The 9,050-nt window shown below is 73.7% G+C and carries 8 protein-coding genes, 1 pseudogene and 1 riboswitch; of the genes and pseudogenes, 7 read left to right on the top strand and 2 right to left on the bottom strand.

Going from position 1 to position 9,050, the window contains the following annotated elements; translation table 11 throughout:
* The 6 genes from ABD308_RS08620 to ABD308_RS08595 all read left to right on the top strand — a co-directional run.
* Positions 1 to 468: cobalamin B12-binding domain-containing protein (locus tag ABD308_RS08620; protein ID WP_344330178.1), on the top strand; the 468-nt coding region annotated here is incomplete at its 5' end.
* A gap of 21 nt (positions 469 to 489) precedes the next feature.
* Positions 490 to 1,497 carry an HpcH/HpaI aldolase/citrate lyase family protein gene (locus ABD308_RS08615; RefSeq protein ID WP_344330170.1) on the top strand — a complete coding sequence of 336 codons (1,008 nt, stop codon included), beginning with the start codon at positions 490 to 492 and terminating at the stop codon, positions 1,495 to 1,497.
* A gap of 22 nt (positions 1,498 to 1,519) precedes the next feature.
* Positions 1,520 to 2,023 carry a MaoC family dehydratase gene (locus tag ABD308_RS08610; protein ID WP_344330161.1) on the top strand — a complete coding sequence of 168 codons (504 nt, stop codon included), beginning with the start codon at positions 1,520 to 1,522 and terminating at the stop codon, positions 2,021 to 2,023.
* Positions 2,024 to 2,170: 147 nt separating this feature from the next.
* Positions 2,171 to 3,379 (top strand): acyl-CoA dehydrogenase family protein, encoded by a 1,209-nt coding sequence (locus ABD308_RS08605; protein WP_344330156.1) that lies wholly within the window; start codon positions 2,171 to 2,173, stop codon positions 3,377 to 3,379.
* Between the two features lie 467 nt (positions 3,380 to 3,846).
* Positions 3,847 to 4,539, top strand: coding sequence for a phosphatidylserine decarboxylase (locus ABD308_RS08600; protein WP_344330150.1), 693 nt, complete (start codon positions 3,847 to 3,849; stop codon positions 4,537 to 4,539).
* Positions 4,526 to 5,404: a CDP-alcohol phosphatidyltransferase family protein gene (locus ABD308_RS08595; RefSeq protein WP_425554724.1), complete on the top strand. Its 879-nt coding sequence runs from the start codon at positions 4,526 to 4,528 to the stop codon at positions 5,402 to 5,404. Before ABD308_RS08600 ends, ABD308_RS08595 begins: the two co-directional genes overlap by 14 nt.
* 79 nt (positions 5,405 to 5,483) lie before the next feature.
* Here the strand turns inward: ABD308_RS08595 and ABD308_RS08590 are convergent, their stop codons facing one another.
* Positions 5,484 to 6,809, bottom strand: a complete 1,326-nt coding sequence (locus ABD308_RS08590; RefSeq protein ID WP_344330146.1) for a hypothetical protein — start codon at positions 6,807 to 6,809, stop codon at positions 5,484 to 5,486.
* A 401-nt stretch (positions 6,810 to 7,210) separates the two neighbouring features.
* Positions 7,211 to 8,323 carry an alpha/beta hydrolase family protein gene (locus ABD308_RS08585; protein WP_344330143.1) on the bottom strand — a complete coding sequence of 371 codons (1,113 nt, stop codon included), beginning with the start codon at positions 8,321 to 8,323 and terminating at the stop codon, positions 7,211 to 7,213.
* A gap of 167 nt (positions 8,324 to 8,490) precedes the next feature.
* A riboswitch (cobalamin riboswitch) is annotated at positions 8,491 to 8,689 on the top strand.
* A gap of 35 nt (positions 8,690 to 8,724) precedes the next feature.
* Between ABD308_RS08585 and ABD308_RS08580 the strand changes: the two are divergent.
* Positions 8,725 to 9,050, top strand: a pseudogene (locus tag ABD308_RS08580) (hypothetical protein); the annotation flags it as partial.

Here is a 9,050-nt window from a genome sequence, read left to right as displayed (position 1 = left end):
GCCGCGACCGCCGCCGAACTGGGCGCCGGCAAGCTGCGCCTGCTGGTCGGCAAGCCCGGCCTGGACGGGCACTCCAACGGCGCCGAGCAGATCGCCGTCCGGGCCCGCGACGCCGGGTTCGAGGTGGTCTACCAGGGCATCCGGCTCACCCCCGAGCAGATCGTCTCGGCCGCCGTCGCCGAGGACGTGCACTGCGTGGGCCTGTCGATCCTCTCCGGCGCCCACTCCGAGCTGGTCCCGGACGTGCTGCACCGGCTGCGCCGGGCCGGGGTGGAGGATGTCCCGGTGATCGTGGGTGGCATCATCCCGGCAGCGGACGGCGAGGCCCTCAAGGCCGCCGGCGTCGCCGCCGTGTTCACCCCGAAGGACTTCGGCATCACGACCATCATCGGCCGGATCGTGGACGAGATCCGGCTGGCCAACAGGCTCCAGCCCTGGACGCCCGCCCCGGCCGCCACGACCAGCTGACCCGGAAGGAACCACCCCCTCATGTCCCACCCGTCGCCCGCCACCACCCTTCTTTCGAGCGGCTCCGCCGCGACCCCCGACCGCCTGCGCCCGCGCCGCTCCTGCCTGGCCGTACCCGGCAGCAACCCGCGCTTCCTGGAGAAGGCCCAAGGCCTGCCCGCCGACCAGGTCTTCCTCGACCTGGAGGACGCCTGCGCCCCGCTGGTCAAGGAGAGCGCCCGGCACAGCGTCGTCGACGCGCTGAACAACGGCGACTGGGGCGGCAAGACCCGCGTCGTGCGGGTCAACGACTGGACGACCCACTGGACCTACCGCGACGTGATCACCGTCGTCGAGGGCGCCGGCCCCAACCTCGACTGCCTCATGCTGCCGAAGGTCCAGGACGCCGAGCAGGTCAAGGCGCTCGACCTGCTGCTCACCCAGATCGAGAAGACCATGGGCTTCGAGGTCGGCCGGATCGGCATCGAGGCGCAGATCGAGAACGCCAAGGGCCTGATCAACGTCGACACGATCGCCCAGGCCTCGCCCCGCCTGGAGACCATCATCTTCGGCCCGGCCGACTTCATGGCCTCGATCAACATGAAGTCCCTGGTGGTCGGCGAGCAGCCGCCCGGCTACCCGGCCGACGCCTACCACTACATCCTGATGCGCATCCTGATGGCCGCCCGCGCCCACGACCTCCAGGCGATCGACGGCCCCTACCTGCAGATCCGCAACCAGGAGGGCTACCGCGAGGTGGCCGGCCGCGCCGCCGCGCTGGGCTTCGACGGCAAGTGGGTGCTGCACCCGGACCAGGTCGCCGCCGCCAACGAGATCTTCTCGCCCTCGCAGGAGGACTACGACCACGCGGAGCAGATCCTCGACGCCTACGACTGGTGCACCTCCGAGGCCGGCGGCTTCAAGGGCTCGGCGATGCTCGGCGACGAGATGATCGACGAGGCCAGCCGCAAGATGGCGCTGGTCGTCTCCGGCAAGGGCCGCGCCGCCGGCATGAAGCGCACCTCCACCTTCGAGCCCCCGCAGGCCTGAGGCCGGTTAGGAACCATCGATCATGCAGTTCGGACGCACCTACGAGGAGTTCGAGGTCGGCGCGGTGTACAAGCACTGGCCCGGCAAGACGGTCACCGAGTACGACGACCACCTGTTCTGCCTCCTCACCATGAACCACCACCCGCTCCACCTGGACACCAACTACGCGGAGCGGACCACCGACTTCGGCCGGAACGTGGTGGTGGGCAACTACGTCTACTCGCTGCTGCTCGGCATGTCCGTCCCGGACGTCTCCGGCAAGGCGATCGCCAACCTGGAGATCGAGTCGCTGCGGCACGTCGCGCCGACCTTCCACGGCGACACCGTCTACGGCGAGACCACCGTGCTCGACAAGTGGCCGTCCAAGTCCAAGGACGACCGCGGCATCGTGTACGTCGAGACCACGGGCTACAAGCAGGACGGCACGGTCGTCTGCGTCTTCCGCCGCAAGGTGATGGTGCCGACCGCGACCTACATCGAGGCGCGCGGCGGCGAGCAGCCCGGCCGGCCGGCGCCGCTCGGCTGAGCCCGGCTCCTCCCCCAGAGCCCCGGACGGGCCGGCCGCCGTCATCGGCCGTGCCCGACCCGGTTCACGGGGGCTCCGCGGAAGCCACGCCCGCGGAGCCCCCGTCCCCCCCTCCTCCCTTCCCTCAGGCATGACAGGAGCCGCACGATGGGACGCCTCGCACAGACCGACGGCCTCACCGAGATCCAGCGGGACATCCTCGCCACCGTGCGCGAGTTCGTCGACAAGGAGATCATCCCGGTCGCGACCGAGCTGGAGCACAAGGACGAGTACCCGGCCGCGATCGTCGAGGGCATGAAGCGGCTCGGCCTCTTCGGCCTGACCATCCCCGAGGAGTACGGCGGCCTCGGCGAGTCGCTGCTCACCTACGCCCTGGTGGTGGAGGAGATCGCCCGCGGCTGGATGTCCGTCTCCGGCATCGTCAACACCCACTTCATCGTCGCGCACATGATCAACGCGCACGGCACCCAGGAGCAGAAGGACCACTTCCTGCCGAAGATGGCCGCCGGCGAGATCCGCGGCGCCTTCTCGATGTCCGAGCCGGGCCTCGGCTCCGACGTCGCCGCGATCAGCACCAAGGGCGTCAAGGACGGGGACGGCGGGTTCTACGTCCTCAACGGCCAGAAGATGTGGCTGACCAACGGCGGCACCTCCACCCTGGTCGCGGTGCTCTGCAAGACCGACGAGGGCGGCTCCACCCCGTACAAGAACATGACCACCTTCCTGATCGAGAAGACGCCGGGATTCGGGCCGAACCCGGCCGTCCCGGGCCTCACGGTGCCCGGCAAGATCGAGAAGATGGGCTACAAGGGCGTCGACACCACCGAGCTGGTCCTCCAGGACGTCCGCGTCCCGGCGAACCGGATCCTCGGCGGCGTCCCCGGCCGCGGCTTCTACCAGATGATGGACGGCGTGGAGGTCGGCCGGGTCAACGTGGCCGCGCGCGGCTGCGGCGTCGCCCGGCGCGCCTTCGAGCTGGGCATCGCCTACGCCCAGCAGCGCACCACCTTCGGCAAGCCGATCGCCGAGCACCAGGCCATCCAGTTCAAGCTCGCCGAGATGGCCACCAAGGTCGAGGCCGCCCACCAGATGATGGTGATGGCCGCCCGCAAGAAGGACGGCGGGGAGCGCAACGACCTGGAGGCCGGCATGGCCAAGTACCTGGCCTCCGAGTACTGCAAGGAGGTCGTCGAGGACTCCTTCCGGATCCACGGCGGCTACGGCTTCTCCAAGGAGTACGAGATCGAGCGGCTCTACCGGGAGGCCCCGATGCTGCTGATCGGTGAAGGTACTGCGGAGATCCAGAAGATGATCGTCGGGCGCCGCCTGCTGGAGGAGTACCGCGCGGCGCGGTGAGCGCGGGGTGCGCGGAGCGATCCGCGGGCCCCGGAGGCCGCCGGTCGACGGACGTGCGGGTCCGTCCCGGCACCGTGCCGTGCCCCCGCCCGGCCGCCTGGTCCGCCCCGGGTCGGGCACGGCCCACCGAAGCGGCCGCAGGGCGTACACCCGCTGTACCCGCCCCGCGGCCGCTTCGGCGCACCCCCGACGGCGCCCCGACGGGCGGCCCCGCAGCGGCCGTCCGGGCACGGTTGAGACATGAGTCACCAGCTTCGCCCGGTCCCTTGGGAACCGGAGCACGGCCAGCTACGGTCGTAGGGAGGGGGCGCGACCGCGCCTCCGGCAGGTCACATGACGAGCAGGCGGGTTGCCCACCCACCGTCTGCTCCCGATAGCATCCACCGGGACAGCAGACGTCCCTCTATTACCCGATCCCGCGGTGGCCCCCGTCCAGCGGCCATGATCCCCCGCGACAAAGGTCTTCGATGCCCATCAGCCCGTCCCCTCACACCTCCGTCACGGACCGCGATGCCCTCGCAGCCACGACGGCCGGTCGTCGGCCCCGCGTGACCATCGCGCGCGGAGCCACCCCCTGGTTCGTCCCCACCCTCGCCACGGCCGCCGTGACCACCGCCCTCACCCGGCGCAGTGGCGCGTGGGCCCTGGCGGCGGTACCCGCCTGCGCGCTCGGCGCCGGCATGCTGTGGTTCTTCCGCGACCCCGAGCGTGAGATCGGCACCGGCAGAGTGATCTCGCCCGCCGACGGCGTGGTCCAGAGCATCGACGCGTGGCCGGACGGCCGGACCCGCGTGGCGATCTTCATGAGCCCGCTCAACGTCCACGTGAACCGGGCCCCGCTGCCCGGCACCGTGACCTCCGTCGAGCACGTGCCCGGTGGCTTCGTGCCCGCGTTCAACAAGGACAGCGACCAGAACGAGCGGGTCGTCTGGCACTTCGACACCGAGCTCGGCGACATCGAGATGGTGCAGATCGCGGGCGCCGTGGCGCGCCGCATCGTGCCGTACGTGGACGCCGGTACCAAGGTCGAGCAGGGCGAGCGGATCGGTCTGATCCGGTTCGGGTCCCGGGTCGACACCTACCTGCCGGCCGGCGTCGAGGTCGGCGTCGAGGTCGGCCAGAAGACCACCGCCGGGGTGACGCGCCTTGACCGTGACTGATCCTGAGACGATCGTCGGCCTGGACGACGAGGAGGCGGTCCTGCGCCGCCGCCGCTGGGCGCGCGACCGCGAGCTTCGCGCGCCGCGCTCGCCGCAGCACCTGTCGACCGCCGACTTCCTGACCCTGGGGAACGCCGTCTGCGGCTTCCTGGCGATCTACTCGATCACCACCGGGGTACTCGTCCCGCACATCACCAACCCGGACGCCGCGCCGGACAAGCACAGCGCCGCCACCGCGGTCACGCTGCTGCTGATCGGCTCGATGTGCGACCTGTTCGACGGGCTGGTGGCGCGCAAGCTGCGCTCCTCCGCGCTCGGGGCCGAACTCGACAACCTGGCCGACCTGATCAGCTTCGGCATCGCGCCGGCCTACTTCGTCGCGGTCTGGGGCATGGTCTCGCCCGACTCCGACAGCCGCCTCTCGGCGCTGATCGCGCTGACCGTGCTGCTCGCGGTGGTGCTGCGGCTCGCCCGCTTCTCCGCCGTGAAGGTGCGGCCCGGGGTGTTCCAGGGCATGCCGTGCCCGATGGGCGCCATGACGGTGATCGCCATCGTGCTGCTCGACCCGCCGTTCCTGCCCGGTCTGCTCGCCATCTTCGGCGCGGCGTACCTCATGGTCAGCCGGATCGAGTACCCCAAGCCGCAGGGCCTGCTGGCCACCGCCACGCTCTGCTGGATCGTCGTCTCGATCGGCTGCCTGGCGGCCTGGGCGACCGGTCTGCCGGGCGGCGACAACCTGCTGCACATCGGCGCGTTCGCGCAGATCGCGCTCGCCGCGATGGCGCCGCTGCTGGTCATCCGCCGCAAGGTGGGGCAGAAGGTCGGCGACGTCCGGGCGCGCCGCGCGGAGTCGCGGGTCGGCTGACGTTCCTCGGACGGGCACGCGGAAGGGCCCGGCTCCCCTCGGGGGGCCGGGCCCTTCCGCGTGTGCGCTCCGGTCCGGGCTACGCGCCGCCGCGGTGGACGCTGAAGGCCGAGCGGCGGGCCGCGCGGGCCACGCCCGGGTCCGGGTGGACGCCGGAGACGGCGGTCAGCACCGAGGCCGCCCGCGGGTGCCCGGACTGCCGGGCCCGGGCGAACAGCCGCACCGGGTCGCCGGCCGAGGCGCCCTCCACGTGGCCGACGAGCAGTTCCGTTTCCCCGTGGTCGAGCACGGCGGCGGCGGTGTCCACCCAGAGCCAGGCGGCGTCCTCCGCGCCCAGCACGTCGGCCGGGGAGACCCCCTCGTCCGAGCGCTCGGCCAGCCAGAGCAGCGCGTACGGGCGCAGCACCGCCTCGTCGACGCAGGCCCGGACGGCCTGCTCGGCGGTCACGCCGGCCACCCGCAGCGCCTCGAAGGCCAGGCCGCGCACCAGCGCGTCCTCGCCCTGCGCGGCCTCCAGCAGCTCGGCCACCGCCCGGTCGGCCGGACGGGCGGCCAGCCAGGCCCGGTACTCGGCGCGGGCCGGGCCCGGCGAGTAGTCGGCGCAGGCGCTCAGCAGTTCCAGCGCGCTCTGCTCGATGTGTCCGGCGGCGGTCTGCGCGACGGTGCAGATCTCCTCCAGCTTGGCCCGCACCGCCCAGTGCCCGAGCGGGGAGAGCTCGGCCGCGTTGTCCCGGCGGGACAGCGCGCCGACGGCGGCCAGGCCGTCCAGCATCCAGTCCAGGACGGCGGCGACGTCGGCGGGCGCGGCCGGGGTGTCGATCTGCGGCTCGCGGCAGGTGCCGCGGACGGCGGAGACGGCGGAGGCCGCGTGCGGGACGGGCGAGAGGCCGAAGGTGCCCTCGCCGCCGCCGACCCGGCGCTCGTCCAGGCCGCGCCTGAGCAGCTCCAGCAGCTCGATGTCGGCCACCGGGCCGTCCACCAGGTGGAGGAAGGAGAGCAGCTGTGGTGCCTGGTCGACGGCCTGCCCGGCGAGCACCGCGAAGACGCCGCGCAGGGCGGCGGGCGGCACCGGGGCGAGCAGCGTCCAGGCGTCGAACAGGGCCGACCAGCCGCGGACCACCGCCTCGTCGTCGTGCTCCCAGGCGTGCAGGCGCCAGCCGGGGACGGCACCGCCGTCCCGGGCCTCGACCAGGCCGACCAGCAGGGCCTGGCCCCACGCCTTGGCGGCGGCGCCCACCGTCATGGCGAGGGCGCGGCCGGCGGCGCGGGCGTCGTCGGGGAGCAGCTCGCCGCGCTTGTCGACCTCGTCGAGATCGCCGGCCCAGCGGGCGATCCGGACGGCGTCGACCAGCATGCGGCGGGCCAGCGGGGCGAGTTCGGCGGGGGCGGGGAAGCCCTCCGGCACGGGGACCCGGCCGCGGCCGGGTGCGGGGGCGGGGCCTCGTCGGCGGGGTACGCCCGGGGCCCCCGGCCTGGCTCCGGCGGGGCGGTGGGCCGTTCCGGGGAGACGGGTCACCGTCGCACCGGTACCGATCGTCGGCGGGAGCGGGGCATCACGGTCGCGCGGATTCCGAGACGTCACGTCGAGCAGTCTTCCCCTTGTACCGGCCATCTGTCACATCCGGTTCCCCGCGCGGGGCGGGCGGGGGGCGCGGGGGCTCCACAAGATCGGGCAACAGAGGCCAAACCGGCTGGCTTGATCTTAGTGGCGGGTCCATGCCAGGTGGAACCGGGTGCACCGCGGATTCCGGACGCGGGCGGGGCCGGGACGGGACGGAAGGGGACGGGGAGGCGGCCGGGAGGGGATCAGCAGAACGGGGTGAGCCAGCGGCGCAGGGTCTCGGCGTAGCGGTCCGGAGCGGTGTTCCACAGGGCCGCGTGGTCACCCCCGGGAAAGGCCTGGAGGTTGACCACGTCCGGGCGGCGGTGGGCGAGGCGCTCGGCGGCGGCGAACGGGGCCACCGGGTCGTCGGGGCCGTGCAGCACCAGGGTGGGCACCCGCAGGTCGGTGCCGTCGGCGAGGCGGGCGAAGTCGGCCAGATCCACGCCGGTGCGCCCCTCGGCGGCGAGCGCGCCCAGTTCGGCGGCCGCGCCCCGGAATCCGGACCGGGCGGTGGCCCGGCGGGCGGTGGCCGGCCAGTCCAGCACCGGCGAGTCCAGCACCAGGCTGCTGATCGCGGAGGCGAGGTCCGAGCGGGCGGCGGTGTGCAGGGCCATCGTGGCGCCGAGCGACCAGCCGTAGAGGACCACCCGGCCCGCGCCGGCGTCCAGGGCGGTCCGCACCGCCGCCTCGACGTCCCGCCACTCGGTCTCGCCGAAGTGGCCGAGGCCGTCCGGGGAGGCGGGGGCCCCGGCGTCGCCCCGGTAGCTGACGACCAGGGCGGGCAGGTCGAGGCGGCGCAGCTCGGGCAGGACCGGCAGGGCCTGCCCCCGGTCGGCGTCGGGGCCGTGCACCAGGATCACCCAGGTGCCGCGCTTGCCGTCCAGCCGCCAGGCGGGCATCGCGCCGAGCTCGCCCTCGACGGCGGTGTCGGCGAACGGCAGGCCGAGCGCCCGCGCCGGGTCGCCGAGGTGGACGCGGGGGGTGAAGCGGACCTCGGTGCCGGGGGTCAGGGTGCCCCGGTCGGCGCGGACCAGGCGGCGGGTGACGCCCTGCTCGTCGCGGTGCAGGACCTCCTCGACGACCGCGTGGCCGTCCTCGCCCCACTCCACGGCCCAGCGGCCCGGGCGCTCGCTCGCCGGGCCGCGGGTGAAGGTGACCCGCCCCGCGCCGAGGCTCTGGACGAGCACCGGGCCGGCCTTGACGCGGTCCTTCCCGGCCGGGCGGACCATCCGCTCGGACGCCCGGCGGCCGATCACCAGGACGGCGGCCCCGGTGCCGACGGCGGCCGCCACGGTGGCCGCGATTCCCCAACGCATACTCGCTCCCCGGTGCTCGGTGTCTGGACCCACCTCTCAGTCCACTCGCGCGGGCGGGTGGAAGCCAGTAGGACACGTCCGTACGGGTTGTTCCGGGAGGAAGATCACACCGGTACGACGGGGCGGCGGGGCGTGTGACCAACACCCTCCACCACCTCGGTTGACTCCCGGTTCGGGCCCGTGATGGGATCCTTCAGCCAATACGGAGGCATGCAGAGGAAGCCGGTGCGAGTCCGGCGCGGTCCCGCCACTGTCACCGGGGAGCACGACCGGAACACGCCACGGCGGGCCGTCAGAAGCCGCTGGAAGGCCCGGGGTGTGCGTTCGACCCGGAAGCCAGGAGACTCTCGCCCCCGGTTCGTCGATCCAGGGCGCGGACCCTGAGTGAGGACACGCACGCGATGCTGCGCCCTGCCCCGCGCCCGCTGAGCCGGGCCGTCGCCTTCGGCGCGGGCGCCGTCGCCGGCTACCTGGCCGACGCCCGGTTCGCCGACCCGCGCCGGGGCCACCCGGTGGCCGGCTTCGGCTCCGCCGCCGGCCGGCTGGAACGCCTCCTCTGGCGCGACCACCGCGCCGCCGGCACCGCCTTCACCGCCCTGGCCGTGGGCACCGTCGCGGCCGGCGCGTTCGCCGCCGACCGGCTGCTGGCCCGCCGTCCGCTCGGCCGGACCTCGTCGTCGCTCCGCGCCCGCGGCACCTCGTGCACGCCGACCAGCCGGGCCAGTGA

The organism is Kitasatospora putterlickiae, from assembly GCF_039527695.1.
GTDB lineage: Bacteria > Actinomycetota > Actinomycetes > Streptomycetales > Streptomycetaceae > Kitasatospora > Kitasatospora putterlickiae.
The sequence above is the reverse complement of the archived record's forward strand: the minus strand, read 5'-3'. Positions and strand labels throughout refer to the sequence as shown.

Bases quoted from the DNA above. Each gene is read 5' to 3' on its own strand.
- ABD308_RS08600 (WP_344330150.1), top strand. From the start codon at position 3,847: ATGCCCATCAGCCCGTCCCCTCACACCTCCGTCACGGACCGCGATGCC.
- ABD308_RS08615 (WP_344330170.1), top strand. From the start codon at position 490: ATGTCCCACCCGTCGCCCGCCACCACCCTTCTTTCGAGCGGCTCCGCC.
- ABD308_RS08610 (WP_344330161.1), top strand. From the start codon at position 1,520: ATGCAGTTCGGACGCACCTACGAGGAGTTCGAGGTCGGCGCGGTGTAC.
- ABD308_RS08585 (WP_344330143.1), bottom strand. From the start codon at position 8,323: ATGCGTTGGGGAATCGCGGCCACCGTGGCGGCCGCCGTCGGCACCGGG.
- ABD308_RS08605 (WP_344330156.1), top strand. From the start codon at position 2,171: ATGGGACGCCTCGCACAGACCGACGGCCTCACCGAGATCCAGCGGGAC.